The organism is Profundibacter amoris (genome assembly GCF_003544895.1).
Classification (GTDB): domain Bacteria; phylum Pseudomonadota; class Alphaproteobacteria; order Rhodobacterales; family Rhodobacteraceae; genus Profundibacter; species Profundibacter amoris.
In genome coordinates this window covers 1,760,653-1,786,656 of the sequence record NZ_CP032125.1, presented here as the reverse complement: position 1 = coordinate 1,786,656, position 26,004 = coordinate 1,760,653, and the positions used below count along the sequence as shown (strand labels likewise).

The window sequence follows — 26,004 nt, the reverse complement described above, 5'->3', positions numbered from 1 at the left end:
TGATCATAAAGGCCGGATTTTCAGCTTCATAATCCGGTTGGCCTGCCGCTCCAGCACCTCGAACCGGAACCCGTGGAAGGAAAAGACCTGCCCTTCGGAGGGGATCATCTGGGCCTCGTGAATGACCAGACCGGCAACGGTGATGGCCTCTTCGTCCGGCAGGTTCCAGTCCATGGCACGATTCAGGTCGCGGATGGTCATCGCCCCTTCGACAACAAATCCGCCGTCCTCGGATTTGTCGATGCCCGGCTCGTCATCCTTGTCGAATTCATCGGTGATTTCGCCGACGATCTCTTCCAGAATATCTTCGAGCGTGATCAGGCCCTGAAGTGTTCCGTATTCATCCACCACCAGCGCGAAATGCGCATGACGTTTCAGAAACTGGCGCATCTGGTCGTCCAGCGTGGTGGTTTCGGGCACGAAATAGGGCTTTTTGGCCACCTTCATCACGTCAAACCCGTTCAACGCCTCGAACGAGGCTTCTTTTTGCACCATCAGTTTGTGCATGGCGCGCAGCAGGTCTTTGGCGTGGATCACCCCGATAATATTTTCCGGATCATCGCGATATAGCGGCAGGCGGGTATGGGCCGAGTTCAGGCACTGTGCCAGCACCGCTTGCGGGTCATCCGCCACATCTATCATCTCGATCTTCGAGCGGTGCAGCATGATTTCCTCGACTGTGCGATCATTCAGATCAAGCGCGCCCAGAATGCGGTCGCGGTCCTCTTTTTCAACAACGCCTTCGGAATGGCCCAGCGAAATGGCCCCCGCGATTTCCTCGCGCACGGCCAGCATCTGGCTGTCGGGGTCTACCTTTACGCCGAACAGCCGCAACATCAGGCGCACGAACCAGCGGATAGCACCGACGATAGGGGAAAACACGGTGACAACCAGCCGGATAATCGGCGACACGCGGGCGGCGGCGGATTCGGGGTTGGTGATGGCATAGGTTTTGGGCAGCACCTCGGCGAAAACCAGCACCAGGAAGGTCATCAACAAGGTGGCCAGCGCCACGCCGCTTTCGCCAAACAGGCGGGTGAACAGGGCGGTGGCAAGTGATGCCGCAAGGATATTCACAAGGTTGTTGCCCAGCAACACCGCGCCAATCAGCCGTTCGGTGTCTTCGGTCACATCCAGCGCCTGCTTCGCGCCTTTGTTGCCCTTGTCGGCCTGCGCGCGCAATTTGCCGCGTGAAGCGGCCGTCAGCGCGGTTTCCGAGCCGGAAAAGAATGCCGATAACAGCAACAACAAGGCGATAAAGCCCGAGGTGATCCAGAAGGCAGTATCTAGGAAGGGGGCAGTTTCGGGCATTTCTCTCACATCTAAAAGGGGTTATCTGCCTTTATGGGGCTTGTTGCGGGCCGGTTCAAGGGCTGTCCGTAGGGCGGGGTTCACCCCGCCTTTGGTCGGATCAATTCTTCTTGGCCAGCGGATGATGCTCCAGCACCAGTTCCTTTAGCCGTTCTTCCAACACATGGGTATAAATTTCGGTGGTTGAAATATCGGCGTGCCCCAGTAGCGTCTGGATCGACCGCAGATCGGCCCCGTTGGCCAACAGGTGGGTGGCAAAGGCATGGCGCAGGGTATGCGGGGTGACTTTGGCGGGGGAAACACCGCCATGCACGGCCAGCTCCTTGATCAGCAGGTAAAACCGGTTGCGGGTCATATGGCCCAGTTTGCTGCGCGACGGAAACAGGAATTTCGATGGCGGGGTCCCTTTGGCGCGGGCCGCATCATCCTGCTCATCGCGCAGTTTGATCCAAGCCACAAGGGCTGTGCGGGCAGAGGGGGACAGCGGCACCATGCGTTCCTTGCCGCCTTTGCCGCGCACCAGTATCATCCGCGGATCGCCCCGCACAGCAGACACGGGCAGGGAGACCAGTTCGGTCACCCGCATCCCCGTGGCATAGAGCAGTTCCATCAGGCAGGTATTGCGCAGCCGGTCCGCCTTGCTGCGCCCGTGGCTGCGGGCGGCGGTCAGCAGGGCTTCGACCTCGTCAATGCTCAGGGTTTTGGGCAGGCTTTTGGCCCGCCCCGGCCCTTTGATCTGGATCGCGGGGTTGTCGTCACGCCAGCCTTCCTCGAATGCAAACCGGTACAACCCCTTGATGGACGACAGCCGCCGTGCGCGGGTGGCTTGCGCCAACCCTTGCGCTTCGCAATGGATCAGGTACCCCTCGACATCGGCGCGGCTGGCGCTGGCAAAATCCGGCCCCTTGCCGGACAGCCATTCGGCAAAATCCATCAGGTCGCGGGCATAGGCAAACTGGGTGTTGACGGCGGCGTCCATTTCGGCGGCCTGGGCGTCCAGATAGGTGCTGATCCAGTGGCGGGCGTCCATCGGCCTAGCCGCGCCGTTCCAGCAGCATCAGTTGCAATGCCGCACGCCGTGCCGTGTCCTCCAACCCGACAGAACGCAGCAATAACAAGGCCTTGCGCACATCCTTCAGATCACCATCCGCCCCTTGGGCAAACAGGGTGATGGCTTGTAATATTGCCTTACCCAACTGGTTGTCCGCCAGAAGGGGGGCAAATTCGACCGGCGCCGTGTTGGCCTGAAACGCGGGTTTCACCACATTGCCCTTGGCATCGGGCGAGGCCACGCCATTCACGTCCCCTTGCGCCAGCGCAACCAGAAACTTGTCCATCACCGTGACCGGTTTGAAATTGCCAGCCACCTTTTCGTAATCCGCCGACAGCAAGCCGATATGAAACGCCAGTTCTGCCGCTTCATCGTGCAATGGCAACCGTTCCAGCCGTTCGCCGTATAACGTGGCAAAAGGCACTTCCAGATGGGCGCGCTGCATTTCCTGCCAGACGACGGGCAGAGCCGCGGCCACCGCGCCCGGATCATTGGTGGACATGGCGGTGTCAAATTGCTGCACCGCCTCGACCCTCTCCCAAATGCCACCCGAGGCCGCCGGCAGGCGTTCAGTGTAAATCCCCAGCAAGCGGTTCGGATCAATCGCGCCGGTGCGGGCCAGCCGTTCGGCGGCCTCGATCTGGGTTTTCCAGCCGGTGTTGCTGCGCAGATCCGCATTGGCAAAGGCCAGCGGCAGGCTGGCGGTGGGGATTGGCTCGCCAATGGCTTCGCGCATGCGGAAAACCAGTGGTGTAACGTGTTTGGGGCGGGGCAGGGGCGGTTGGCCCTCGAACAGCTCGGGATCCAGAAAACGCGCCAGAAGGGCGTCTTCCTCTTTGGTGATATGGCCCAGAACCTTGGCGGTTTCCAGGGTCACAGCGGCGGCGCTCCAGTCCCCGTTGCGGGCCAGACAAAACACCCGCGCCGGATAGGTGGGGGCGATATCGGCCTTGTCTTTCAGCTTGGCGCAGGCGGCATGTTCGGTGCCGGTCAGCAGGGCCACATCGAACCAGCGGCGAAACAGATCGGGCGTGTCCGGCCCCGCGCGTTCCAGCAGGGCCTGCGCCTGATCCAGCGATCCCATATCCAGCAATTTGTCGATCCGCGCCAGAAACAGCGCGCCGGTGCCATCGGCATCCAGCGGCGCATCCAGTTCGGCCAGCAGGATCATTTTCAGCAGATCCTCGAGTGCAGGCAGGCTTTGAACCGGTTGGCGCCGCACCAGTTCCGCCAGTTCTTCGCTGGGTGTGGCACCCCAGAAGTTGCGCGGTAATCCGGTGACAGACACCGGCAACAACCCCACCGCATCCGGCGTTGGCCCGTCCAGCGTGGTGACGGTGATATCCTCGACCGAGGCATCGCGGGTGATATCCGTGGCCGCAGGGGGCTGCATCACAACCGGCGTGGCCACCGTATCGGACAGCCAGTCAATCGCCGAAAGCGGCGCATCTGCCAGCGCAACTGTGGCATTGCCCAGAACAAGGGCTGCGAAAATGAAAAACCTTTTACTCGACATCCAGTGTAACCGGCTGGTTAACCTCTTTTACCTCGGGGGTCATATCCCCCAGATAGGCATAGCCCGTCAGGGCGATAAAGCCCAGCAAAAGAAGGAAAATTAGTGCCTTTAGCAATCGCCCCATTATCGTCTGCCTTTTTGTTTTGCCTGCATTATGACGCAGTTTGCCCGATTTATATATGGCCTTTTATGAAATTTCACGCCATTGAATGTAATAATTTCGTAATTAAGCGGGTGACTGCCGGTTTGTCATATGTGTTGAAAAAGACGGTTGTGCTGGTGGGCATGATGGGGGCGGGGAAAACCGCGGTGGGCAAGGCCTTGGCCGAACGCCTGTCGGTGCCGTTTCTGGATTCCGACGACGAGATCGTCAAGGCCGCCAATATGTCGATTGCCGAAGTGTTCGAACGCGACGGCGAGGCCTTTTTTCGCGCCCGTGAAACCGAGGTGATCACGCGGCTGCTGGAGGAAGAGGTCGGCATTTTGTCCACCGGCGGCGGGGCCTTTCTGGCCGCGCAAAACCGGGCGGTGATTGCTGACAAAGGGGTGGCGGTCTGGCTAAAGGCCGACCTCGGCCTGCTTTGGGCACGGGTGCGCCACAAAAACACGCGCCCGCTTTTGCGCACCGCCAATCCGCGTGAAACCCTGCGCGAATTATGCGAGGCCCGCGAGCCGCTTTATGCAAAGGCCGATCTGGCGGTGCAGGGGCGGGCGGAATATTCAATAAATGATATGGCGTCGGCGGTGCTGGAGGCCCTGAAATCCCGCCCCGATGTGCTGGAGGCTGATTAGATGGTTGAAACCCTGCGTGTGGAACTGGGCGAGCGCGCCTATGATATCCGGATTGGCGACGGGCTGATCAAACGGGCGGGCGCTGAAATCGCCCCGCTGCTGGCGCGCCCGCGTGTCGCGGTGGTGTCGGATGAAAACGTCGCGGCCCTGCATCTGGACAGCTTGCGTGCTGGTCTGGCCGATGCGGGTATTGATATGGTGTCGCTTGTGCTGCCTGCTGGCGAAGCGACCAAGGCCTGGCCGCAATTCACCCGCACGGTGGAATGGCTGCTGGACCAAAAGATCGAACGCCGCGATGTGGTGGTGGCCTTTGGCGGCGGGGTGATCGGCGATCTGGCGGGCTTTGCGGCTGCCGTGCTGCGGCGCGGGGTGCGTTTCGTGCAAATTCCCACCTCGCTGCTGGCGCAGGTGGACAGTTCGGTTGGTGGCAAAACCGGGATCAACGCGCCGCAAGGCAAGAACCTGATCGGCGCCTTTCACCAGCCGTCTTTGGTGCTGGCCGATATTGGCGTGCTTGGCACCCTGACCCCGCGCGACTTTCTGGCCGGCTACGGCGAAGTGGTGAAATACGGCATGTTGGGCGATCTGGATTTCTTTGAATGGCTGGAAATCAACGGCCCCGCACTGGCCGCCGGTGATATGGCGCTTCGGGCCGAGGCCGTGCGCCGCTCCTGTCAGGCCAAAGCCGACATTGTGGCCCGCGATGAAACCGAGCAGGGGGACAGGGCGCTGCTGAACCTTGGCCATACCTTTTGCCACGCGCTAGAATCCGCGACCGGGTATTCCGACCGCCTGTTGCACGGTGAAGGGGTGGCAATCGGCTGCGCGCTGGCGTTCGAGGTTTCGGCCCGTCTGGGCCTGTGCAGCCAAGAAGACCCAAGCCGCGTGCGCGCCCATCTGCGCAATATGGGGATGAAGGTGGACCTGTCCGATATCGAAGGCGATCTACCTGATGCCGATGCCCTGATTGCCCTGATGGGGCAGGACAAAAAGGTCAAGGATGGCGCGATCCATTACATTATGGTGCGGGGCATCGGGCAGGCTTTTGTCACATCCGGTGTGGACGAATCCGTGGTTCGGTTAGTGCTGGAACAGGCACTTGCCGCCCGCTAATCTTCTTCTTGCCTGAAATACCTCCGCCGGAGGCAATCGCGCCCGTCAGGGCGCGCGGGGCGGCGCCGTCAGGCGGCGCAAACCCCGAAAACGAAAAGGCCCCGATTTTCATCAGGGCCTTTGTAAAAATCCATTTCCGTTTTCTAGAACGGGATCTCGTCATCGATGTTGCCGCCACCGCCACCTTGCTGTGGGCCGCTGTCATATCCGCCACCGGATGATCCGCCGCCATAGCCGCCCTGATCCCCGCCACCATAGCCGCCACCACCTGATCCGCCGCCACTACGGCCGTCCAGCATAACCAATGTGCCGTTGAACCCGGACAGAACCACCTCTGTCGAATACCGGTCGTTGCCCGATTGATCCTGCCATTTGCGGGTTTGCAATGCGCCCTCGATATAAACCTTCGAGCCTTTTTTCAGATATTGCTCGCAGACCCGCACCAGCCCTTCCGAGAAAATCGCGACCGTGTGCCATTCGGTTTTCTCGCGGCGCTCGCCGGTGTTCTTGTCTTTCCATGTCTCCGAGGTGGCAATCCTCAGATTGCAAACCTTGCCGCCATTCTGGAATGTGCGCACCTCGGGATCAGCGCCCAGATTGCCTATCAATATTACCTTGTTAACCGAACCCGCCATGCGTGATCTCCCTTGCTTTCGTCGAATCTTAATCAAATTGTTTCTAGCGTTACATCACCCCGTGTGAATGAAGGAAAGGTAAATATCACCTTTATTCGGGCAATCTTTATGTATTGTAGGGGGATTCCACCCGTAAACCAAAGGTATACGCGGTATATTCCGGCAAACCTATATCATTAGTTGTATGTGAATATATCCCGTGGCCTATGGTTAACAATGATACGGAAAGTTTAGAATTGTCTTCATCCGGTGGGGGAAATTGGCTGTGCGTATAAATCCAGACGTAATGCTTTTCCGGCTGGACAACGGCATTGGTTCAGAGCGTGTGTCCTGACCAGCACATGCAAAGAGGATGATGTCATAAACCGCTTTTTGCGGGGCGGGAAGCCGACTTAAATGTCAGGTGTTTTTTTACCCTACGAACACCTGATGACCCTTCATTGCGCTTCCCGCCATTCTATTCGTCCATACATGCGAATAGAATGATCTAATCCTATTGGTTTTCATTTTAACTTTTCATTTGTTTCCAACTATTTAGCCAGCCTGTTTTTACATCAAGAAGTACAGCATCTGGTAGGGTTGGAATTCCGGAAAAATTTATCTATATTGATGCGGATCAGCACCGGGATTTCGAGTATGAACAAGATTATTGGGACAGCTGCCATCATATTGACAGGGATAACCGGACTGGCCGAGGCCAAGCCGCTAAACCTGTCCACCAAATCCCGCGTAAGCCTGTTTCGCTCGCAAACTTCTGTGCTGGATGGACGTGCCGCAAGCCAATATTCGAACTCTGTACGTTTACAGCCCAAACCGGTGATCACCCAAGGCAAAGGCGGCTCACTAAGTTATACCGGCCGTTATAGCGGGCCTTACCTGGATATGGCGCGTTCTGCGGCGCGACGACACGGGGTTCCCGAAGATCTGTTCTTGCGGCTTATTCAGCAGGAATCCGGTTGGAACCACCGCGCGAAATCGCACAAGGGGGCCTTGGGGCTGGCGCAGTTGATGCCGGCCACGGCACGCCGCTTGAATGTGAACCCGCGGGTGCCACGGGAAAATCTGGAAGGCGGGGCGCGGTATCTGCGCCAGCAGTATGACCGGTTCCGTTCATGGCGGCTGGCCCTTGCGGCCTATAATGCCGGACCCGAAGCGGTGCAGAAATACGGCGGTGTTCCGCCATACCGCGAGACCAAGAATTACGTTCGCAAGATCTGGGGCAGCTAGGGCGCTGCCTCACGGGCCGTTGTTGGTGCCACCTAACGCTGGTCAAGCTTGACAAAAAATGAATTGGAGGAAAGCGCGATCAATAAGGATCATTACAAGAGAACCGTTGCCGGCACAGGTTTCACTCCGGATTTTCTTTTGGCAACGCTTGTTTCGATTTGCCTTTTCTTTCCGGTTGGCGGGAATGCTGGCGAAACATTATACCGGTTGGTGAATGATCGCGCGATTGCCCCGCTGGAGCATTTCCGCGAATGTGAACATTGCCCCGAAATGATTGTCATGCCGCCGGTGACCTTCATGATGGGCGCGATACGGGGCGAGTCCCGCACCCCGTTCAACATGTATGGCCCACTTGACGACACAACCCTTGTTCCACGTGTGCGCGGACCTGACGAGATAAACATCATACCAAGCGAACATCCGCGACATCCTGTCAAAATGGATATCCCCTATGCAATAGCCCGTAACGAAACCACCCGCGCCGAGTGGATGGCATGTGTCGACGATGGCGGCTGCACATATGTGCCGGATCATTGGGTCTTGCAGCCAAGAGGGGCACACGCACCGCTCGGGCCAAACCATCCCGTGATCAACGTCTCTTATCTGGATGTGCAGGAGTATGTGGCCTGGCTCAATGCGCAGGTCGGGGCCAAGGTTTACCGTCTGCCGACCGAAGCGGAATGGGAATATGCGGCGCGGGCCGGAACGCAGACGCGGTTCGCGCAAGGGGATGATCTGACCGCGGATCAGGCAAATTTCTCGCGCAGGGGTACCGAACAGTTGCGCCGTGGGGTGTTGATGCCAAACCTTGTAGATCGCTATCAACCCGTGCCCGTTGATAAGCTTGATGCCGCGAACGCATGGGGTGTGCGGCATATGTCTGGGAATGTAAAGGAACTGACTTTGTCCTGCTGGACGGATCAGCATTTAGGTCTGGCAACGGACAGCGCGTATCTTGCGAACTCAAGGTCACAGGATTCATGCAAATGGGGCCGTCGTGTCAGTAAAGGCGGGGGTACCATAACGGGATGGATCATCTACGGCCGGCGAGGCGTATGCGTCCCTTGGAGACAAGACGTGTGGAAGATTTAGGTTTTCGCGTTATTCGGGAATTGATTCAAACCCAATCAAATTGAATTCATACAGCACCCCGAACGCAATTGCTTGCGCAAACGCTGCCTCGGCCTGCTGTGTAAAGACATGATTATGAATGGATTGGATACGCCCTAAACTTCCGACAGTTCCTTTTCATGCATCCATGCCGCATGGCGCGGGGCCTTTTTGGTGCGGTCCCATTCGTTCAGCATGTCCCATTTCACCGTGTCCAGTTTGGCCAGCATAGCATCTTCTTCGGGATCTGGGCAGGCCAGTTCCAGACGGTGACCGCTGGGATCGAAGAAATAGATCGAGTGAAAGATCGAGTGATCCGTCACGCCCAGAACCTCGACACCGTTGGCCTCGAGATGATCGCGGAATTTCAGAAGTTCTTCGCGGTCCTTCACCTTGAAGGCCAGATGCTGGGTCCAGACCGGGGTGTTCGGGTCGCGCCCCATTTCGGGCAGGGTGGGCAGTTCAAAGAAGGCCAGCACATTGCGGTTCCCCGCATCCAGAAACACATGCATGTAGGGATCCGGATCATGGGTCGAGGGAACATGGTCTTCGGCGATTGCCAGAATGAAGTTCATATTCAGCATTTTACCATACCATTCAACGGTATCCTTGGCGTTTTTACAACGGTAGGCGACGTGGTGGATTTGTTCGATTTTCATCTTTGGCATCCTTTTCTGGTCTTGATCAGGGCAAGATATTTCACAATCGTTGCATTTGCAATGAATAATTGCGGGACCAAAGAAAGGGGTTGTGCCGCCTAACGGCGTCACCGAACGCACCCCTGCGGGGCGCGAAGGCCTGCGGCGCAGGTATTTAGGAAAAGAAGAAGTTAGCGTTCACGCCTGAATGCGGACGGGGTTTGCCCTGTGTGGTGCTGGAAGGCGCGGGTGAAATAGGCGGGGGATGTGAAACCCAGATCCGCCGCGACCTGCTGGATCGGGGTTTTGGTTTCACTTAACAGGCGGCGCGCCTCGAAGATGACGCGATCACTCAGCAGGGCCGAAGCTGGCCGGCCACATGCCTGATTGCAGACACGCGACAGATGGGTGGGGGTAACACCCAAAGCCTCGGCATATTCGGCGATATTCATGCCCGAGCGATATTCGGTTTCGATCATTTCGGTAAACCGGGTGGTCAGGCGTTGGGCCGCATCGGGGGCTTTGTTGTCGACCTCGTGCAGCAGGATCTGGCGCCGCATCCAGACGGCCAGCAGGCCGGTGTGGTGGTGGATGGCGCGCACGCGTTCCGGTTGGCTGCCTTCCAGTTCGCGTTGCAGATTGTCCAGAATACCGGTGACTTCGGCCTGCGGGGTCGCATCGCGGATACGCAGGTGGGTCGGCATGACCGGCAAGGGAAAGCCCAGATCGCGCGGGATGAAAATGGCGGTGCCGAACACCTGTGTCGACACCTCGAAACCATGCATCACGCCGGACGGAATGAATACCGCATTATGTGCCCCGTAACCGCGTGTGGTGCCGGCGACGGTGATACGCCCCTGACCACGGGTAAACCACAGCAAAAGGTTGGAACTATAGCTGCGCATTGCCTCGACACGCCAGCGCCCGCCCTGGGCCAGACGTGGAATCGGAGTCATACGGACTTCGGGTAGTTTGTTTGCTAATTCTGTCATTGTCTGCCTCGGACGGTGGGCATTTTGCCCTTGTTTTCAGGCAGCCTACGCCGGTAAGCCGCCGCATCCAAACAAAAAATGCACGTTTAGGCAGAACTGCGCGGATCGTGGCCGATGGGTTACGCCGGGATATATGGTTGCCAGCCCTTCATGCGGGCGCGAAACCATGTGCGTTGACGTTTGGCGTATTGGTGGCTGGCGGTGCAGGCGGCCTTGCGTGCCTCTTCCAGCGACAGTTCCCCGCGGATATGGGCGATCAGTTCCGGCGCACCGATGGCCTTTGACGACAGATGCGCGGGGTTCCAGCGGAGTTTCATCACGCGGGCCTCGTCCAGCGCGCCATTTTCCAGCATCAGGTCAAAGCGCCGGTTGATCCGGTCATTCAGCCAGTCGCGATCGGCGTTGATCACAATCGGGATGACATCATTCAGCGGCAACAGCGGTGGCGGGGTGGCATCCTGCCAGTCGGCCAGACTGCGGCCGGTGGCGTGCAGTACTTCCCAGGCGCGCTGCACCCGCATCGGGTTTTGCACATCAATACGAGCGCGGGTGGTGTCGTCCAGTTCGGCCAGTAGGGCAGGCAGGCCACCATCGGCCAGCAAAGCCCCGGCCTGTGCGCGGATATCGGGCGGGGTGCGGGGGATCTCGGCCAGCCCCTCGGTCAGGGCGCGAAAATACAGGCCGGTGCCGCCGGTAATGATCGGGCGGGCAGGGGGATTTGCCAGAATATCCCCCACCTGTCGCAGCCAGTGCCCGACAGAATAATCCGCATCAAACGGAACGTGGCCATAGAGCAGATGCGGCGCACGGGCCAGATCGGCATCATCGGGGCGTGCGGTCAGCACCCGCCAGCCGTCAAACACCTGCAAGGCATCGGCGTTGATGATCACCCCGCCGCTGTTTTGCGCGATCTGTAGCGCCAGCGCCGACTTGCCCGAGGCCGTCGGCCCCGCGATCAAAACGGGCATATCTGCCGGTATGGAATTAATATCGACCAAATGCCGCCCCTTTCACGGTTTGCCGTTGAACCCCCCCGCTTTTTGCGACATTTTAACCAAAACGCAAACACCAAGATTTCTGCGGGGGCAAATCAGCATGAACGACAGCGACAATACAACCGACACAGAAGGCGAAAAACCGGCCTTCAAACGGGTTATGCTAAAAATTTCCGGCGAGGCACTGATGGGCGATCAAGGCTATGGCCTGCACCCGCCCACGGTCGAGCGCATCGCCCGTGAAGTCAAATCGGTACATGATATGGGCACCGAGATTTGCATGGTCATCGGTGGCGGCAACATCTTTCGCGGGCTGCAAGGCTCGGCGCAGGGGATGGAGCGCACCACGGCCGACTATATGGGCATGCTGGCCACTGTGATGAACGCGCTGGCGATGCAGGCCGCGCTGGAGAGCCTTGGTGTGTTCACCCGCGTGATCAGTGCCATTCCGATGGATCAGGTCTGCGAGCCTTATATCCGCCGTCGCGCCGTGCGCCATCTTGAGAAAAAGCGTGTGGTTATCTTTGCCGCGGGCACCGGCAACCCCTATTTCACCACCGACACCGCCGCCACATTACGCGCCAATGAAATGGCCTGCGAGGCGATCTTCAAGGGCACCAAAGTGGACGGGGTTTACGACAAGGATCCGGCGAAATTCGACGATGCCAAGCGGTATGACCGTGTATCCTATGACGAGGTGCTGCAAAAACATCTGGGCGTGATGGACGCCAGCGCGATTGCGCTTGCCCGTGACAACAACCTGCCGATCATTGTCTTTTCGCTGGACGAGCCAGGCGGCTTTCGCGGTATTCTGGCCGGGGAAGGCACCTATACAACGGTTCATAGTTAACCCTATATTAGCGATAACGCGCCACAAGCGGAACGAAGAAAAGAGTGAACAGCCATGTCAGATGAAATCGAAATCGACCTTGATGATCTTCAACGCCGGATGGAAGGGGCGCTCGCGTCGCTTCGCACAGAATTTGCCAGTTTGCGCACCGGACGGGCCTCGGCCTCGATGCTGGAGCCGGTGATGGTCGAGGCTTACGGCCAGAAAACGCCGATCAATCAGGTGGGCACGGTGAATGTGCCCGAACCGCGCATGGTAACCATCAATGTCTGGGATAAATCCATGGTGCAGGCGGTGGAAAAGGCGATCCGCGAAAGTGGCCTCGGGATAAATCCGCAGTTGAACGGCACCATCATCATGCTGCCGATCCCCGAGTTGAACGAGGAGCGCCGCCGCGAGCTGTCAAAGGTCGCCGCGCAATATGCCGAACATGCCCGCGTAGCGGTGCGCAATGTGCGCCGTGACGGGATGGACCAGCTGAAAAAGGCGTTGAATGACGGCATGTCGGAAGACGACAACAAGATTTGGCACGACGAGGTGCAATCGCTGACAGACAAGGCGATCGGGGCGATCGATGCCGCACTTGAGAACAAGCAAGAAGAGATCATGCAAGTATAGGTTCAAAGTTTAATTGTGAGAGGTAACATATTGGCGGATAAGGGAAAACCGGCAGGTGGCCCGACCCATGTGGCGATTATCATGGACGGGAATGGCCGCTGGGCGCAATCGCGCGGAAAACCGCGCCTGTTCGGCCATCGCGCCGGTGCGCGCCGCGTGCGCCAGATTGTCGAGGCTTGTCCCGATCTGGGGGTGAAGTACCTGACCATCTTTGCCTTTTCGACCGAAAACTGGAAGCGTACGCAGGCCGAGGTTTCCGGCCTGATGCTGCTGTTTCGCCGCTATATCCAGAAGGAAACACAGGCGCTGGTCGACAACGGCATCCGCGTGCGGTTCATTGGCGATCGGGTGAAACTGGACAAGAAACTGGTCGGCCTGATGGACGAGCTGGAGCGCGTGACGGCGCATAACGAATTGGTCAATATGACGGTGGCGCTGAATTATGGCGGGCGCGACGAAGTGGCACGCGCCACCAAACGGCTGGCCGAAGAGGTGGCAGCCGGACGCCTGAAGCCCGAAGATGTGGACGAGGAAACCCTGCCGCATTTTCTGGATACCTGCGTTTTACCCGACCCAGATCTGGTGATCCGCACCTCGGGCGAGGCGCGTGTCTCGAACTTCCTGCTGTGGCAGTCGGCCTATTCGGAATATGAATTCATCGATACGCTATGGCCCGATTTCACGCCTGATATTTTCGCCGAAGTCTTGGCGAAATACGGCACCCGCGAGCGCCGTTTTGGAGCAGTTCCGGTATGAGCAACAGCAAATGGGATGATCTGAAGCCGCGGGTTCTGTCCGCGATCGTGATGGCGCTGGTGGCGGGTGGGGCGGTCTGGGCCGGTGGGTATTGGTTCATTACCCTGATCGCGATTTCCAGCGGATTGATGTCATGGGAACTGACACGGATGCTGGTGCCCGATCAGGTGGAACGCCACCTTAGCTATGGCACCAATGCGGGTTTTGCGCTGGCACTGGCTACTTTTGTGCCGCCCTATCTGGCGGTGATCGCGCTGCTTGCACCGGTGTTATATGGCCTGATCGTGATCAAGCAAAAACGCCTGATGTTCGGCGCCTATTCGCTGCTGATCATGCTGGCAGGATACGGATTTATCTATTTGCGTCAGGATCTTGGACTGGTCTGGATGATCTGGTTGCTGCTGGTGGTCGTGGCCAGCGATATTGGCGGCTATGCCGCTGGCCGCCTGCTGGGCGGGCCGAAATTCTGGCCGGCGATCAGCCCCAAGAAAACATGGTCCGGCACGATTGCCGGCTGGGTCGGGGCCGCATTGGTCGGCTGGTATTTCAGCGCCTCTTACGGATTGTGGAGCGGCCTGCCGCTGTTTTCGCTTCTGGTGGCGTTTGCCGCACAGATGGGCGACATCGCCGAAAGCGCGATCAAACGCAAAACCGGCATCAAGGATTCTTCCAACCTGATCCCCGGTCACGGCGGGTTCATGGACCGGTTTGACGGCATGCTGGGGGCTTCGGTTGTGGTGTTGGCGGCGGTGGTTCTGGCAGGCTTTCCTTTCGGGGCCGGATAGGACATGCGCAGGGTCAGCATATTCGGCGCGACCGGCTCGATCGGGCAAAGCGCGATTGACCTGATTGCGCGGGAACCGGACAAATATCAGGTGGTGGCGCTGACCGGCGGGCGCAATATCGCACAACTGGCCAAGGATGCGCGGGCGCTGCGGGCCGAAGTGGCGGTCACGGCCTTTCCCGAATATCTGGGTGATTTACAGGCAGCACTTGCGGGCAGCGGTATTGAATCCACGGCGGGCGAGGCGGCCTTGATCGAGGCGGCGGACCGGCCTGCGGACTGGATTCTTTCGGCGATTGTCGGTGCGGCCGGTTTGGCGCCGGGGCTGCGGGCCTTGCGACAGGGTACCACTCTGGCGCTGGCGAACAAGGAAAGTCTGGTCGCCGCAGGCCCGTTGCTGATGGCCGAGGCGCGCAAATACGGCGCAACCATCCTGCCGGTGGACAGCGAACATTCCGCCATCTTTCAGGCGCTGGTGGGCGAGGATATTGCCAAGGTCGAGCGCATCATCATCACCGCGTCGGGCGGTGCCTTTCGCGACTGGCCGCTGGAAAAACTGGCCACCGCAACCCTGAAACTGGCGCAGACCCATCCCAACTGGGACATGGGTCAGCGCATCACCATCGACAGCGCCAGCATGTTTAACAAGGCGCTGGAGGTGATTGAAACCAATGAGTATTTTGATGTGCGTCCCGAGCAGATCGAGGTGATCGTGCATCCGCAATCTATGGTCCACGCCCTTGTCGGCTTTGTCGATGGCGCGCTGATGGCCCATGTTGGCCCCGCCGATATGCGCCATGCCATCGGCTACGCGCTGCACTGGCCAAAGCGGGGCCATGTACCGGTCGAGCGTCTGGATCTTGCCAAACTGGGCAAGCTGGAATTCCGCGCCCCGGACGAGCTGCGCTGGCCCGCCCTGCGGTTGGCCCGCGAGGTGATAAAGGCGGGCGGTCTGACAGGGGCCACATTCAACGCCGCCAAGGAGGTCGCGCTGGATGCTTTCATCGGCGGGCAGATCGGGTTTATGCACATGGCCGAGGTGGTGGAAGAGGTACTGAACCGCACTTCAAGCGACAATCGCCTTGATAATGCCGTGATCACCCTTGATATGGTGCGCAAGACAGACCATCTGGCACGACAGACCGCCAAAGATATCATTCGCCAGCGGCAGGCATAAAGGACACCACCTTGGATTTCGCAAGTATACTTCCGGTTTTTGGCAATTTTGCATTTACGGTCGCGGCCTTTATCGTTGCCCTGTCGGTGATCGTGGCCATTCATGAATACGGCCATTACATCGTTGGTCGCTGGACCGGCATCCATGCCGAGGTGTTTTCACTGGGCTTTGGCCCGACCCTGTGGTCGCGTGTTGATAAACGCGGCACCAAATGGCAGATCGCAGCCTTGCCCTTTGGCGGCTATGTCAAGTTTCTGGGCGACGCGGACGCTGCCAGCGGCAAGGACGGCGAGGCCATCAGCAGCCTGTCGGATGAGGAAAAGCGCCACACCATGCATGGCGCGCCCCTATGGGCGCGGTTCCTGACGGTGCTGGCGGGGCCGGTGTTCAACTTTATTCTGGCGATCATTGTTTTTGCCGGTCTGGCGCTGGTGGACGGGATTTCCACCTATCCGCCCAAAATCGCCACGGTTTACGAATTGCCCGAAGGGCTGTCCGAGCTGGAACCCGGTGACACGCTGGTGGCCATCGAAGGCGTGCGCTTCCCCGATGAAGAGGGCTATGGCGCTTTCCTTGACGCACTGCCCAGCAAGCCGAAATTATCCTATACGGTCTTGCGCGATGGCAAGGAAGTCACGGTTTCCGGTCCGCCCCTGTCCCCGACGCGGGTCAATGCGGTGACACCGGGCTGGGCGGCGGACAAGGCCGGTATTCAGGTGGATGACGTCATTCTGGAGATCGGTGGCACCAAGGTTTACGAATTTGGCCAGATGATCCCGTTGATCAATGACAGTGCAGGCAAGCCGACGGTGATCAAACTGTGGCGTGACGGTAAGGTGCTGGAATACACGATCGAGGCGCAGAAACGCGACCTGCCGATTGCCGATAACCAGTTCGAGACCCGTTATATCATGGGGATCAGCGGTAGCCTGTTCTTTGAATCCGCCCGCGAACGCCCCGGTATAGGCGAGGCGCTGCTGATCGGTGCCAAAGGCACATGGGGTGTGATCACCCAGTCGATTTCCGGTCTGACCCATATGATTGCCGGCAAGATCAGCAGTTGCAACCTGTCCGGCCCCGTGGGCATTGCCAATATATCAGGCGAACTTGCGCGGCAGGGTGTGTTGGCGTTTTTGTATTTCATTGCCATGCTGTCCACCGCAGTTGGTCTGATGAACCTGTTTCCTGTGCCGGTGCTGGATGGTGGGCACCTGGTGTTTTTCAGCTACGAGGCTGTGGCAGGCAAACCGCCCAGCGACAAGGTGCTGAATATTCTGATGACAGCCGGCTTTGCCATGATCCTGATGTTGATGGGGTTTGCACTCTATAACGACTTCATGTGCCCATAAGAGGGCCGTTATTCCCGCCCTATTCTTGCCTTATTTCGATATTACATTGCGAATATCGTAAGTTTGAGTCTGGGATTGGCCCTATGGAAATGATCCAAAACAGTTATCGCGGGTTGTCGCTTTTGATTGATATCAATTGGGACCGGTTGTTGTATCTGGCCACAATCGTTGGCGCCCTGTGGGGCGGGGCATTTTTCGGCTCTCTTGCGCTTAACTGAATTTTCACTTTCAAAACAGTAAATACTATAATCGAATGGTTTAGTTTATTCGGTTCTATGGTGTTTGGCCTTTTGACAAGCCATTACCGACCCGTTAGCTAGGTATCAGGGATATCTAAACGGATTGGGTTTCATGACCGATATAAAAGCCGGTAGAGCAGTGACATATAATGCAGTCAAAGCAGTGATTTGTCGTGTTTCGCTTATATTATTTTTAGCATTATCAATGACATATGTTGCCTTGCCCAATGCGGCGCAAGCGCAATCATACCGATTTAACCAAGTCAAGATCGAGGGAAACCAGCGGATCGAACCCGCAACCATCCTGACTTATGCAGGAATCGCCCGCGGGGAAACCGTGTCGGCGGCGCAGTTGAACGACGCTTACCAGCGGATTTTGAACAGCGGGTTGTTTGAATCCGTTTCGGTCGAGCCGCGTGGTGGCACCTTGGTGATCAAGGTGAAGGAATTCCCGACAATCAACCGGATCAGTTTTGAAGGCAACAAGCGGTTGAAAGATGCCGATCTGGCACAAATTGTCCGGTCCCAGTCCCGCCATGTCTATAGCCCGTCAACGGCAGAGGCGGATGCCGCTGTTCTGACCGAGGCCTACAGCCAGCAGGGGCGTTATTCGGCCACTGTGACGCCAAAAATCATCCGCCGTTCTGAAAACCGCGTTGATTTGGTGTTTGAAATTGTCGAAGGCAAGGTTGTTGAAATTGAACGGCTTAGCTTCGTTGGCAACCGTATCTTTTCCGACCGTCGCCTGCGGCGGGTTCTTGAAACCAAACAGGCCGGTGTGTTCAGGTCCATTATCCAGAAAGATACCTTTATTCCGGATCGGGTGGAATTCGACAAACAGGTCCTGCGCGATTTCTACCTGTCACGCGGCTATATCGATTTCCGCGTGCTGTCGGTCAATTCGGAAATCGCCCGCGAACGCAACGGGTTTTTCCTGACGTTCAATGTGCGCGAAGGACAGCGTTTCAAATTTGGCGAAATCTCGGCTGTTAGTGATCTGCCCGAGGTGGACGCCGAAGAATTCATGCGCGCCGTCAAGATCAAATCGGGAAAGACATATACACCGGTTGCCGTTGAAACCACAATTTCCCGGATGGAACGGCTGGCGATCCAAAAAGGCATGAACTTCATTCGGGTTGAGCCGCGCGTCACCCGCAATGACCGCGACCTGACGCTGGATATAGAATTTGTGATCAGCCGTGGCCCGCGTGTCTTTGTCGAGCGCATCGACATCGAGGGCAATGCAACGACACTGGACCGCGTAATCCGCCGCCAGTTCAAAGTGGTCGAGGGTGACCCGTTCAACCCGCGCCAGATTCGCGAAGCGGCAGAGCGTATCCGTAACCTCGGGTTCTTTAGCAAAGCAGATGTAAACGCCCGTGAGGGGACCGGACCGGATCAGGTCATTGTGGATGTTAATGTTGCCGAACAACCGACGGGCAGTCTTGACCTTGGGGCGTCTTATGGCACCGATGGTGGTCTTGGGTTTAGCATCGGTTTCCAGGAAAGCAATTTTCTGGGCCGCGGCCAAAGCTTCAATTTCTCCCTGAATACTGCAAGCGAAACAAATTCGGTTCGATTTAGCTTTGTTGAACCGGCGCTGTTGGGACGTAAAGTGCGCCTAAGGTTTAGCGGCAACTACGCGACAACCGAAGGGTTCAATTCGACATTTGACACCCGTAAGGCCAGTTTTGGTATCGGGCTTGAATTTCCGATCAGCGAAAATGGCCGACTTGAGCTGCGCTATCAACTTGGTTCCGACAAGATTTTCAATCTGGCAACGCCGGTTGCGCCTCTGGTTATTTCCCCGATTCTACAAGCAGAAGAAGCCGAAGGGACGGTCATAACCAGCCAGTTGGGCTATGGATTTAGCTATGACACACGGCGGACTGGTTTAAACCCCAATGCCGGTATTGTGCTACGCTTTGGTCAGGACTTTGCCGGACTGGGCGGAGATTCCCAATTTATCAAGACGACAGCATTGGCCGGGGCTGAAACCAAGGTCTACAACGAAGAGGTGACGCTACGGGCTGTATTTGAAGGCGGGGCGATTGCATCGCTCTCCGGAACAAACAGCCGGGTTAACAATCGTTTCTTCTTGAACGGCGCCAAAATGCGCGGATTTGAATCCCTCGGGATCGGGCCACGTAATGGCAATGACGTCAACGGGAACGCCTTGGGCGGCAATATGTTTGCAGTGATGCGGTTTGACGCCGAATTCCCGCTGGGCTTGCCGGAAGAATACGGCATCAAAGGCGGTTTGTTTCTGGATGTCGGGTCGGTTTGGGGGCTGGATAATACCTATGGATCCGGCGTTGATGATACATTGCACTGGCGCTCGTCTATCGGGTTCTCGATCTTGTGGACCACGGGCATTGGGCCGTTGCGGTTTAACTTCTCTAAAGCATTGCAAAAAGAGGATTATGATCGCGACCGTTCGTTCGAGCTGACGATCCAGACCCAATTCTGATATGTCTTTGCGCGGGCTCATTCTGGCGGTGCTGTTTGCAACAGGGCTGGGGCTGGGATGGTCCGGCCAAAGTACTGCCCAGACAACATCAGACCCGCCACAAGCAATTCTGACAATAGATCCAGAGCGCCTGTTTGCTGATTCGCTGTTCGGGGAAAGGGTGGTTGCCGAAATAGCGGCTGATACAGAAAAGCTTCAGAAAGAGTTCCAGCGGCTGGAAGCAGATTTGACCGCCGAGGAAAAAGACATCACCGAAAAACGGGCCACGATGGCGCCAAAGGATTTCCGGATTCTGGCGGATGCTTTTGACGCGAAGGTTCAGGAAATCCGGCGCACGCAGGATGCCAAAGCGCGTGAGCTTGAGGGGCGGCTGGATCAGGAACGGGCTGCGTATCTGAATCTGATCCTGCCCATTTTGGGCGAGTTGATGAATGAACGTGGCGCTGCAGTTGTTCTGGATAACCGGATGGTTTTTGCGGTGGCCAGCGGTGTCGATATTACCGACGAGGCCCTGCAGCGGATCGACGCCACATTGGGCGATGGTAAAACGCAGGATGCAGCCCCACAAGAATAGCGTCAAATCACCTTGCATTGTTGCACTGGCTGCTTGTCTGGGCGTGGCGGAGTTGTTAATCAAATAGTGAAAACATAATAACTCATAGGACCAAGCGACATGGCCGAGCAGATGACCGAAGCAGATCTGGATATCATTCAGCGGATTATTCCGCATCGCTATCCGTTTTTGCTGATCGACAAAGTGGTGGATATAAAATCGAACGAAAGCGCGATTGGTATCAAGAATATCACCTTTAACGAGCCACAGTTTCAGGGCCATTTCCCGGGCGCACCAATCTTTCCCGGCGTGATGATTGTCGAAGCCATCGCCCAGACCTCTGCCGTTCTGGTCGGCATCACGCTTGATCTGGTCGACAAGGATCTGCTGGTTTATTTCATGAGCATCGACAAATGCAAATTCCGCCGCAAGGTGGTGCCGGGCGACGTTCTGGAACTGCATGTCGAGGTGCTGCGCGGCTCCAAGAAAATCTGGAAATTCCGTGGTGTGGCCAAGGTGGGCGATGAAGTCGCCGCCGAAGCCGAGATCGTTGCGATGATCGACCTGCTCGAGGATAAATAATGGCGGTTCACCCCACAGCGGAAATCCACGCAAGCGCCGTTGTCGAAGACGGGGCGGTGATAGGCGAAGGCTGCCGGATTGGCCCGTTCTGCTGCGTTGGGCCAAAGGTGGTTCTGGGTCCAAAGGTGCATCTGAAAAGCCATGTGGTAATCACCGGCATGACCGAGGTGGACGAGGAAACCGTGATCTTTCCCTTTGCCACGGTCGGGGAAATCCCGCAGGACCTGAAATTCAAAGGCGAGGAAACCCGCCTGATCATCGGCAAACGCAACCGCATCCGAGAGGGGGCCACCCTGAACACCGGCACCGAAGGTGGTGGCGGGGTGACAAGGGTGGGCGATGATTGCCTGATCATGACCGGCGCCCATGTGGCCCATGACGCGACTGTCGGCAACAATGTGGTGATGGCCAATCAGGTTGCCATCGCCGGTCATTGCGTGATCGAGGATGATGTGATCATCGGCGGGCTGTCCGGCATCCATCAGTTTGTGCGAGTTGGCCGCGGTGCCATCATTGGCGCGGTAACGATGGTCACCAATGATGTGATCCCGTTCGGGTTGGTGCAATCCTCGCGCGGGGTGCTTGACGGGCTGAACCTTGTCGGTCTGAAACGGCGCGGGGTGGATCGTGCCGACATCACAGCACTACGCGCCGCTTACCAGATGTTGGCCCAGGGCGAGGGGGCCTTTCAGGAACGCGCCGCCCGTCTGGCCGCTGAAAACGACAGCGCCTATGTGCGGGAAATCACCGATTTCATAACGGGCGCCAGTGACCGCTCGTTTCTGACGCCGAAATAGCACGATGGAACCGCGCCTTGCCATACTCGCCGGAACCGGCGCCTTGCCACAGATACTGGCGGCGGGTGATCCGCAGGCGGTGTTTGTCAGTTTTGCCGGTGTGGACGTTGAGGTGCCGGATGGCCTGATCCATCAGCCTGCTGCGTTTGATCGGCTCGGCACCCTGTTTGAGGATCTGCACAGCCACGGCGTGACCGAAGTTGTTTTTGCCGGCGCCATGAGCCGCCCCGCGCTGAACCCCGCCAGTTTTGACGCGAAGATGATGACCCTTGCACCACGCCTGATGGCGGCCATGGGGCAGGGGGATGACGCCCTGCTGCGCGAGGTCGCGGCGGTGTTCACCGAAGAAGGGTTTGTCGTCAAGGCGGCACATGAAGTTGCCCCCGATCTGATGTTACCCGCCGAAACCCGTATTGGCCCGGTGCCAAAAAAACAGGACGTTGCCGATGCGCAAAAGGGGCTGGATATCCTGACCGCCCTTGCCTCGATGGATGTGTCCCAAGCTGTTGTTGTCGCGGGCGGTCAGGTGCTGGGTATCGAGGTCATTCAGGGCACCGATGCCATGCTGGGTTTTGTCGCCCAGACGCCCACCCATCTACGCCGCGCCAAAGGGGTGCTGGTGAAGGGGCCAAAACCCGGGCAGGACATGCGCATTGATGTGCCGACCATCGGGCCCGACACCGTGCGCGCCGCCGCTGCCGCCGGTCTGGCCGGTATCTATATTCCAGCGGGCGGGGTGAACGTGTTGCAGCGCGATAAGGTGGAACAGGCGCTGGCCGAAACCGGCCTGTTCCTGCAAGCACGCTGATGCGGTTTTACCTGATCGCAGGCGAGCCTTCGGGCGATGCCTTGGGTGCGGCGCTGATGGCGGGGTTAAAGGAACTTCTGCCCGATGTGGAATTCTCCGGTGTTGGCGGCCCGCTGATGCAGGCGCAAGGGTTGCACAGCCAGTTCCCGATGGACGAGCTTTCGGTGATGGGGCTGGCCGAAGTGCTGCCCAAATACCGCGCCCTGAAACGCCGCATTGCCGAATGCGCGGAAACGGTGCTGGCGCAGAAACCCGACGCGCTGATCACCATCGACAGCCCCGATTTCTGCCTGCGGGTGGCCAAAATCGTCAAGGCGCAAAGCAACACCAGAACCATCCACTACGTCGCCCCGTCGGTCTGGGCATGGCGTGAAGGGCGTGCCGCGAAAATGGCTCGCGTGATTGACCATGTGCTGGCCCTGCTGCCGTTCGAGCCACCCTTGATGCAGGCCGCTGGCATGGGCTGTGATTTCGTCGGCCATCCGGTGGTGGCCGAGCCACAGGCCACACCCGATCAAGCGCAAGATTTCCGCACCCGCCACGGCCTGAACGACGCGCCATTGCTGTTGGCCTTGCCGGGGTCGCGCCGTGGCGAAGTCGAACGCCTGATGCCGGTCTTTGGCGAAACCGTCCGCCAATTACTCAACGAGCACCCAAAGATGCGTATCGTACTGCCTGCCGCCCCGTCGGTCGCCGCACGGGTGCGGGAGTTGGCCTCTGGCTGGCCTGTGTCCCCGCTGGTTCTGGATGCCGCCATCCTGCCGGAAAAACGCGCCGTTTTTGCCGCCGCCGATGTGGCGCTGGCCGCGTCGGGCACGGTTTCGCTGGAACTGGCCGCTGCCAATACGCCGATGGTGATTGCCTATGATATGAACTGGCTGTCTCGGAACCTGATTGGCCGGATGCTGAAGGTAGACACGGTGACACTGGTCAATTTGGTGTCCGAAACCCGCGTGGTGCCGGAATTTCTTGGCAAAAACTGTGTGCCGGACAAGATCGCCCTGGGTGTGCTTGCGGTGTTGAACAACCCGCAAAATCAGCAACAGGCAATGGCCCTGACAATGGAGCGCCTTGGCCGCGATCAGGAACCGCCGGGATTACGTGCGGCCCGGGCGGTATTACAAGCACTGTAGCCGATCTTTGTTCCATGGGCTGTCGCCCGTTTTCGCCTGAAACGCTCCACTGGAGCGTTTCCAAGACGGCTCAAACTCCCCGCCGGAGGCATGGAATCTATTTTACTACGCCCAGAATTCAATCTCCCCGCCAAATCCAGCCCCCGCCAAAGATCCGGCTGCCCCCATCCTCGTAAAACACACAAGCCTGACCCGGTGAAACGCCTTCTTCCGGCTCCAGCAACTCCACCTCTGCCGTAGTGGCCGACAATGGCCGCACAATCGCCGCCCGTGGCGGACGGGTCGAGCGCACCTTGACCGCCAGATGCCATTCGTCCTGACTGTCAAACGGCGCATCCCCCAGCCAGTTGATTTCGCGCACCGGAATGATCCGTGTGGTCAGCGCCTCTTTCGGACCCACCACAACCTCGCGCTTATCCGCATCCAGCCGCACCACATATAACGGGTCTTCCAGCCCGCCAATGCCAAGGCCGCGCCGCTGGCCGATGGTATAATGGATCACCCCGCGATGATCGGCCAGCACATTGCCATCCATATCCACAATCTTGCCCGGGCTGGCCGCCTCGGGCCGCAGTTTTTCAATCAATGCCGCGTAATTGCCATCGGGCACGAAACAAATGTCCTGACTGTCCGGTTTATCCGCCACCGCCAGCCCGTGCTTCACCGCCAAAGCCCGCGTTTCAGCTTTGGATTCAAGATGCCCCAAAGGAAAGCGCAGAAAATCCAGCTGCTCTTGCGTGGTCGGGAACAGAAAATAGCTCTGATCACGCATCGGGTCCGCCGCCATATGCAATTCGGCCCCGCCCACACCCCCTTTGCGCTGGATATAATGCCCCGTCGCCATGCAATCGGCGTCCAGATCGCGTGCTGTGGCCAGCAGGTCCTTGAACTTCACCCGCTCGTTGCAGCGAATGCAGGGCACCGGTGTCGCCCCCGCCAGATAACTGTCGGCAAATTCGTCAATCACTGTTTCCTTGAAGATATTCTCGTAATCCAGCACGTAATGCGGGAATCCCATTTCCTCGGCCACGCGGCGGGCATCATGGATATCGATACCGGCACAACAAGCCCCCTTTTTGGCCAGCGCCGCCCCGTGGTCATACAACTGCAACGTGACCCCGACCACATCATAGCCCTCGGCCGCCAGTTCGGCCGCCACGACCGAGCTGTCAACACCACCTGACATGGCCACAACCACGCGGGTATCTTTGGGGGGCTTGGCAAAACCAAGCGAATTAACTGGGTGTGTCATTAGGGAGCCGTTCATAAGGGTTAGCAGGGTATTTCGGAATATAGGAAAATGCGAACTATTAACAAGGCCGCGTTTCATTCCTCTTTAATCACGTTGTCGCAGATTGGGCAAAACCAGCAAGAGGGACAAGTGATGTATCTAAAGAAAGTTGATGGTCCGCGCGCCGTTACCCTGCCGGACGGCAGTATCATGACCCGCGCCGATTTGCCGCCTGCCAGCACACGCCGTTGGGTGGCCAGCCGCAAAGCCGCGGTGGTCAAGGGGGTGGTTTTCGGACTGATTCCCTTAAAAGAGGCCCTGAAACTCTATGGTCTTAGTCAGGAAGAGTACGATTCTTGGCGCTCTGCCATTGAAAATCATGGTGAGAACGCCCTGAAAACCACATCTTTACAAAAATATCGACAACTTTAGGAAGAATTCTACAAATGTTCCGCTATAGTAACTTGTAGTTAACCAATTGGGGGCAGGTTAACCATATTGCTGAAGGGTAAAAGAAGCGGAGAAGACTAGAATGCGTGTACTGCTGGTTGAGGACGATCCAACGACCTCCAAAAGCATCGAAATGATGCTGACTCATGCCAACCTGAATGTTTACTGCACCGACCTGGGTGAAGAAGGCATCGACCTGGCGAAACTTTATGATTACGATTTGATCCTTTTGGACCTTGGCTTGCCGGATATGAATGGCAACGAGGTGCTGCGCCAATTGCGACTGGCGCGGATTGATACGCCGATCCTGATTTTGACAGGTTCGGATGATACCGAAAACAAGATCAAGGCGTTCGGATTTGGCGCGGACGACTATCTGACCAAACCGTTCCATCGCGAGGAACTTGTGGCGCGGATCCATGCGATCATCCGCCGCTCAAAGGGACATTCGCAATCGATCATCCACACCGGAAAAATCGGCGTTAATCTGGATGCCAAAACGGTCGAGGTGGACAATAAGCCAGTGCATCTGACCGGCAAGGAATACCAGATGCTGGAACTGCTGTCCCTGCGCAAGGGCACGACCCTGACCAAGGAAATGTTCCTGAACCACCTGTATGGCGGCATGGATGAACCGGAATTGAAGATCATCGACGTGTTTATCTGTAAATTGCGCAAGAAACTGTGCGAGGCCACGGATGGTGAAAATTATATCGAAACCGTCTGGGGCAGGGGCTATGTGCTGCGCGATCCCGTGGCGGCCGAGATGGACGAAGCATTGGCCGTCGGGGCCTGACCGGTTTCGCTCCGCCAACGCGCGGTGCGAA

Annotated in this window: 28 protein-coding genes; 19 read left to right on the top strand and 9 right to left on the bottom strand. The window is 57.8% G+C overall.

Annotated elements, in window-relative coordinates:
• Positions 1-3 precede the first annotated feature (3 nt).
• The 4 genes from BAR1_RS08890 to BAR1_RS18290 form a co-directional block, all read right to left on the bottom strand.
• Positions 4-1,311 (bottom strand): HlyC/CorC family transporter, encoded by a 1,308-nt coding sequence (locus BAR1_RS08890; RefSeq protein ID WP_118942693.1) that lies wholly within the window; start codon positions 1,309-1,311, stop codon positions 4-6.
• 100 nt (positions 1,312-1,411) lie between these two features.
• Complete coding sequence (locus tag BAR1_RS08885; RefSeq protein WP_118942692.1) at positions 1,412-2,341, bottom strand: site-specific tyrosine recombinase XerD; 930 nt, start codon at positions 2,339-2,341, stop codon at positions 1,412-1,414.
• A gap of 4 nt (positions 2,342-2,345) precedes the next feature.
• Positions 2,346-3,878 (bottom strand): hypothetical protein, encoded by a 1,533-nt coding sequence (locus tag BAR1_RS08880; protein WP_228408520.1) that lies wholly within the window; start codon positions 3,876-3,878, stop codon positions 2,346-2,348.
• A complete protein-coding gene (locus tag BAR1_RS18290) occupies positions 3,868-4,002 on the bottom strand; it encodes a hypothetical protein (protein WP_267128372.1) in 135 nt (44 codons plus the stop codon). The genes BAR1_RS08880 and BAR1_RS18290 overlap by 11 nt, the downstream gene beginning before the upstream one ends.
• Before the next feature lie 65 nt (positions 4,003-4,067).
• Between BAR1_RS18290 and BAR1_RS08875 the strand changes: the two genes are divergently transcribed.
• The gene (locus BAR1_RS08875) at positions 4,068-4,670 is read left to right on the top strand and encodes a shikimate kinase (RefSeq protein ID WP_118942691.1); all 603 of its coding nucleotides are present in this window, start codon (positions 4,068-4,070) and stop codon (positions 4,668-4,670) included.
• Positions 4,671-5,783 (top strand): 3-dehydroquinate synthase, encoded by a 1,113-nt coding sequence (aroB, locus tag BAR1_RS08870; protein ID WP_118942690.1) that lies wholly within the window; start codon positions 4,671-4,673, stop codon positions 5,781-5,783. It abuts the gene before it with no gap.
• Between the two features lie 143 nt (positions 5,784-5,926).
• Here aroB and ssb read toward each other — a convergent pair whose 3' ends face one another.
• The gene (gene ssb, locus BAR1_RS08865; protein ID WP_118942689.1) at positions 5,927-6,418 is read right to left on the bottom strand and encodes a single-stranded DNA-binding protein; all 492 of its coding nucleotides are present in this window, start codon (positions 6,416-6,418) and stop codon (positions 5,927-5,929) included.
• A gap of 636 nt (positions 6,419-7,054) precedes the next feature.
• Between ssb and BAR1_RS08860 the strand changes: the two genes are divergently transcribed.
• Positions 7,055-7,645: a lytic transglycosylase domain-containing protein gene (locus BAR1_RS08860; RefSeq protein WP_118942688.1), complete on the top strand. Its 591-nt coding sequence runs from the start codon at positions 7,055-7,057 to the stop codon at positions 7,643-7,645.
• A gap of 138 nt (positions 7,646-7,783) precedes the next feature.
• On the top strand, positions 7,784-8,737 hold the full coding sequence (locus tag BAR1_RS08855) for a formylglycine-generating enzyme family protein (protein ID WP_228408818.1): 954 nt from the start codon (positions 7,784-7,786) through the stop codon (positions 8,735-8,737).
• Positions 8,738-8,871: 134 nt separating this feature from the next.
• Here the strand turns inward: BAR1_RS08855 and BAR1_RS08850 are convergent, their stop codons facing one another.
• The 3 genes from BAR1_RS08850 to miaA all read right to left on the bottom strand — a co-directional run bounded on the left by BAR1_RS08850 (position 8,872) and on the right by miaA (position 11,353).
• A complete protein-coding gene (locus BAR1_RS08850; protein ID WP_118942687.1) occupies positions 8,872-9,414 on the bottom strand; it encodes a VOC family protein in 543 nt (180 codons plus the stop codon).
• Between the two features lie 170 nt (positions 9,415-9,584).
• Entirely contained in the window at positions 9,585-10,385 is an 801-nt protein-coding gene (locus tag BAR1_RS08845) for an AraC family transcriptional regulator (RefSeq protein ID WP_118942686.1), read from the bottom strand.
• Between the two features lie 119 nt (positions 10,386-10,504).
• A complete protein-coding gene (miaA, locus tag BAR1_RS08840) occupies positions 10,505-11,353 on the bottom strand; it encodes a tRNA (adenosine(37)-N6)-dimethylallyltransferase MiaA (RefSeq protein ID WP_118942685.1) in 849 nt (282 codons plus the stop codon).
• Between the two features lie 127 nt (positions 11,354-11,480).
• Between miaA and pyrH the strand changes: the two genes are divergently transcribed.
• The 13 genes from pyrH (at position 11,481) to lpxB (ending at position 23,496) form a co-directional block, all read left to right on the top strand.
• Complete coding sequence (pyrH, locus tag BAR1_RS08835; RefSeq protein WP_118944407.1) at positions 11,481-12,230, top strand: UMP kinase; 750 nt, start codon at positions 11,481-11,483, stop codon at positions 12,228-12,230.
• A gap of 54 nt (positions 12,231-12,284) precedes the next feature.
• Positions 12,285-12,848, top strand: coding sequence for a ribosome recycling factor (gene frr, locus BAR1_RS08830; RefSeq protein ID WP_118942684.1), 564 nt, complete (start codon positions 12,285-12,287; stop codon positions 12,846-12,848).
• 30 nt (positions 12,849-12,878) lie between these two features.
• Positions 12,879-13,604 carry a polyprenyl diphosphate synthase gene (gene uppS, locus BAR1_RS08825; RefSeq protein ID WP_228408816.1) on the top strand — a complete coding sequence of 242 codons (726 nt, stop codon included), beginning with the start codon at positions 12,879-12,881 and terminating at the stop codon, positions 13,602-13,604.
• Complete coding sequence (locus BAR1_RS08820) at positions 13,601-14,389, top strand: phosphatidate cytidylyltransferase (RefSeq protein WP_118942683.1); 789 nt, start codon at positions 13,601-13,603, stop codon at positions 14,387-14,389. Before uppS ends, BAR1_RS08820 begins: the two co-directional genes overlap by 4 nt.
• 3 nt (positions 14,390-14,392) lie before the next feature.
• On the top strand, positions 14,393-15,565 hold the full coding sequence (gene dxr / locus BAR1_RS08815) for a 1-deoxy-D-xylulose-5-phosphate reductoisomerase (protein WP_118942682.1): 1,173 nt from the start codon (positions 14,393-14,395) through the stop codon (positions 15,563-15,565).
• Between the two features lie 11 nt (positions 15,566-15,576).
• Positions 15,577-16,914: an RIP metalloprotease RseP gene (gene rseP / locus BAR1_RS08810; RefSeq protein ID WP_118942681.1), complete on the top strand. Its 1,338-nt coding sequence runs from the start codon at positions 15,577-15,579 to the stop codon at positions 16,912-16,914.
• Between the two features lie 83 nt (positions 16,915-16,997).
• Positions 16,998-17,132 carry a hypothetical protein gene (locus tag BAR1_RS18285; RefSeq protein WP_267128387.1) on the top strand — a complete coding sequence of 45 codons (135 nt, stop codon included), beginning with the start codon at positions 16,998-17,000 and terminating at the stop codon, positions 17,130-17,132.
• A gap of 226 nt (positions 17,133-17,358) precedes the next feature.
• Positions 17,359-19,623 carry an outer membrane protein assembly factor BamA gene (gene bamA, locus BAR1_RS08805; protein ID WP_162891722.1) on the top strand — a complete coding sequence of 755 codons (2,265 nt, stop codon included), beginning with the start codon at positions 17,359-17,361 and terminating at the stop codon, positions 19,621-19,623.
• 7 nt (positions 19,624-19,630) lie between these two features.
• Positions 19,631-20,197, top strand: coding sequence for an OmpH family outer membrane protein (locus BAR1_RS08800; RefSeq protein WP_162891721.1), 567 nt, complete (start codon positions 19,631-19,633; stop codon positions 20,195-20,197).
• Positions 20,198-20,296: 99 nt separating this feature from the next.
• Complete coding sequence (fabZ, locus tag BAR1_RS08795) at positions 20,297-20,758, top strand: 3-hydroxyacyl-ACP dehydratase FabZ (RefSeq protein ID WP_118942678.1); 462 nt, start codon at positions 20,297-20,299, stop codon at positions 20,756-20,758.
• Positions 20,758-21,555 carry an acyl-ACP--UDP-N-acetylglucosamine O-acyltransferase gene (lpxA, locus tag BAR1_RS08790; protein ID WP_118942677.1) on the top strand — a complete coding sequence of 266 codons (798 nt, stop codon included), beginning with the start codon at positions 20,758-20,760 and terminating at the stop codon, positions 21,553-21,555. The genes fabZ and lpxA overlap by 1 nt, the downstream gene beginning before the upstream one ends.
• 4 nt (positions 21,556-21,559) lie before the next feature.
• Positions 21,560-22,363 (top strand): LpxI family protein, encoded by an 804-nt coding sequence (locus BAR1_RS08785; RefSeq protein ID WP_118942676.1) that lies wholly within the window; start codon positions 21,560-21,562, stop codon positions 22,361-22,363.
• A complete protein-coding gene (gene lpxB, locus BAR1_RS08780; protein ID WP_118942675.1) occupies positions 22,363-23,496 on the top strand; it encodes a lipid-A-disaccharide synthase in 1,134 nt (377 codons plus the stop codon). Before BAR1_RS08785 ends, lpxB begins: the two co-directional genes overlap by 1 nt.
• Before the next feature lie 118 nt (positions 23,497-23,614).
• Here the strand turns inward: lpxB and mnmA are convergent, their stop codons facing one another.
• Positions 23,615-24,763, bottom strand: a complete 1,149-nt coding sequence (gene mnmA, locus BAR1_RS08775) for a tRNA 2-thiouridine(34) synthase MnmA (RefSeq protein WP_118942674.1) — start codon at positions 24,761-24,763, stop codon at positions 23,615-23,617.
• Positions 24,764-24,880: 117 nt separating this feature from the next.
• Between mnmA and sciP the strand changes: the two genes are divergently transcribed.
• Together sciP and ctrA are read left to right on the top strand one after the other, a co-directional pair.
• On the top strand, positions 24,881-25,159 hold the full coding sequence (gene sciP, locus BAR1_RS08770; protein WP_118942673.1) for a CtrA inhibitor SciP: 279 nt from the start codon (positions 24,881-24,883) through the stop codon (positions 25,157-25,159).
• A 100-nt stretch (positions 25,160-25,259) separates the two neighbouring features.
• Complete coding sequence (gene ctrA / locus BAR1_RS08765) at positions 25,260-25,973, top strand: response regulator transcription factor CtrA (RefSeq protein WP_118942672.1); 714 nt, start codon at positions 25,260-25,262, stop codon at positions 25,971-25,973.
• Positions 25,974-26,004 lie beyond the last annotated feature (31 nt).

Coding starts and splice junctions, on each gene's coding strand:
- BAR1_RS08890 (WP_118942693.1), bottom strand. CDS start 1,311: ATGCCCGAAACTGCCCCCTTCCTAGATACTGCCTTCTGGATCACCTCG.
- BAR1_RS08885 (WP_118942692.1), bottom strand. CDS start 2,341: ATGGACGCCCGCCACTGGATCAGCACCTATCTGGACGCCCAGGCCGCC.
- BAR1_RS08880 (WP_228408520.1), bottom strand. CDS start 3,878: ATGTCGAGTAAAAGGTTTTTCATTTTCGCAGCCCTTGTTCTGGGCAAT.
- BAR1_RS18290 (WP_267128372.1), bottom strand. CDS start 4,002: ATGGGGCGATTGCTAAAGGCACTAATTTTCCTTCTTTTGCTGGGCTTT.
- BAR1_RS08875 (WP_118942691.1), top strand. CDS start 4,068: ATGAAATTTCACGCCATTGAATGTAATAATTTCGTAATTAAGCGGGTG.
- aroB (WP_118942690.1), top strand. CDS start 4,671: ATGGTTGAAACCCTGCGTGTGGAACTGGGCGAGCGCGCCTATGATATC.
- ssb (WP_118942689.1), bottom strand. CDS start 6,418: ATGGCGGGTTCGGTTAACAAGGTAATATTGATAGGCAATCTGGGCGCT.
- BAR1_RS08860 (WP_118942688.1), top strand. CDS start 7,055: ATGAACAAGATTATTGGGACAGCTGCCATCATATTGACAGGGATAACC.
- BAR1_RS08850 (WP_118942687.1), bottom strand. CDS start 9,414: ATGAAAATCGAACAAATCCACCACGTCGCCTACCGTTGTAAAAACGCC.
- BAR1_RS08845 (WP_118942686.1), bottom strand. CDS start 10,385: ATGACAGAATTAGCAAACAAACTACCCGAAGTCCGTATGACTCCGATT.
- miaA (WP_118942685.1), bottom strand. CDS start 11,353: ATGCCCGTTTTGATCGCGGGGCCGACGGCCTCGGGCAAGTCGGCGCTG.
- pyrH (WP_118944407.1), top strand. CDS start 11,481: ATGAACGACAGCGACAATACAACCGACACAGAAGGCGAAAAACCGGCC.
- frr (WP_118942684.1), top strand. CDS start 12,285: ATGTCAGATGAAATCGAAATCGACCTTGATGATCTTCAACGCCGGATG.
- BAR1_RS08820 (WP_118942683.1), top strand. CDS start 13,601: ATGAGCAACAGCAAATGGGATGATCTGAAGCCGCGGGTTCTGTCCGCG.
- dxr (WP_118942682.1), top strand. CDS start 14,393: ATGCGCAGGGTCAGCATATTCGGCGCGACCGGCTCGATCGGGCAAAGC.
- BAR1_RS18285 (WP_267128387.1), top strand. CDS start 16,998: ATGGAAATGATCCAAAACAGTTATCGCGGGTTGTCGCTTTTGATTGAT.
- bamA (WP_162891722.1), top strand. CDS start 17,359: ATGACATATGTTGCCTTGCCCAATGCGGCGCAAGCGCAATCATACCGA.
- fabZ (WP_118942678.1), top strand. CDS start 20,297: ATGGCCGAGCAGATGACCGAAGCAGATCTGGATATCATTCAGCGGATT.
- lpxA (WP_118942677.1), top strand. CDS start 20,758: ATGGCGGTTCACCCCACAGCGGAAATCCACGCAAGCGCCGTTGTCGAA.
- BAR1_RS08785 (WP_118942676.1), top strand. CDS start 21,560: ATGGAACCGCGCCTTGCCATACTCGCCGGAACCGGCGCCTTGCCACAG.
- lpxB (WP_118942675.1), top strand. CDS start 22,363: ATGCGGTTTTACCTGATCGCAGGCGAGCCTTCGGGCGATGCCTTGGGT.
- mnmA (WP_118942674.1), bottom strand. CDS start 24,763: ATGAACGGCTCCCTAATGACACACCCAGTTAATTCGCTTGGTTTTGCC.
- sciP (WP_118942673.1), top strand. CDS start 24,881: ATGTATCTAAAGAAAGTTGATGGTCCGCGCGCCGTTACCCTGCCGGAC.
- ctrA (WP_118942672.1), top strand. CDS start 25,260: ATGCGTGTACTGCTGGTTGAGGACGATCCAACGACCTCCAAAAGCATC.